Origin of the sequence: Azoarcus taiwanensis, assembly GCF_012910885.1 — a bacterium.
Classification (GTDB): domain Bacteria; phylum Pseudomonadota; class Gammaproteobacteria; order Burkholderiales; family Rhodocyclaceae; genus Azoarcus_F; species Azoarcus_F taiwanensis.
On sequence record NZ_WTVM01000282.1, the window covers coordinates 1 to 787 of the forward strand.

2 protein-coding genes are annotated in these 787 nt (G+C 68.1%); both read left to right on the top strand.

Annotated features, from left to right (window positions below):
- Nucleotides 1–191: DUF3487 family protein (locus tag GPA21_RS20315; protein WP_168989867.1), on the top strand; the 191-nt coding region annotated here is incomplete at its 5' end.
- On the top strand, nt 188–787 hold a 600-nt coding region (locus GPA21_RS20320; RefSeq protein WP_168989868.1), incomplete at its 3' end, for a PFL_4703 family integrating conjugative element protein. The genes GPA21_RS20315 and GPA21_RS20320, both read left to right, overlap by 4 nt.

Sequence of the window (787 nt, forward strand, 5' to 3'; positions counted from 1 at the left end):
GCGTCTTCGTCGGCGGCGGCTTCCTGCGCGCGCAGAAGCGCGGCCGGCCCGATACCTGGCTCTACCGGCAGCTCCAGTGGCGGCTGGCATTGCGGCACCCGGCGCTGGCAGCGCTCCTGGGCGGCCAGCGCCTCATCACCCGCTCGGGCTTTTGGACGACCCGGCGCAATGCCGATCGAGGTACGCCATGAGCCGTTTCAAGAACGAGGTTGCGCACCTGCAGGCGCACGTGAAGACGTTGCGTCTGGGGGCCGGCGCGTTGTTCGTGGTGGCGCTGCTGCTCGGCTTCGGTTGGTGGAGTGCGCCGAAGAGTCTGACCATCCATGTGCCGCCGGACTTGCGCTCGGGCAGCACGCGCAAGTGGTGGGACGTGCCGCCCGAGAGCGTGTATGCCTTCTCCTTCTACATCTGGCAGCAGGTACAGCGCTGGCCCACGAACGGCGAAGAAGACTACCCGCGCAACCTGCGCGCGCTGTCAGCCTACCTGACGCCGAGCTGCCGGGCCTTCCTGCAGCAGGACTACGAATACCGGCGCGCCAGTGGCGAGCTGCGTCAGCGCGTGCGTGGCATCTACGAGATTCCCGGCCGCGGCTACGGCGATGATCCGGCCACGCGCGTCAAGGTGGTTTCCGACCGCGATTGGATCGTCACGCTCGACGTGAGCGCGGACGAATACTACGGCTCCGAGCAGGTCAAGCGCGCCCTGGTGCGCTACCCCATCAAGGTCGTCCGGCTGGACATCGACCCCGAGCGCAACCCCTTCGGCCTGGCGCTGGACTGCTACGCC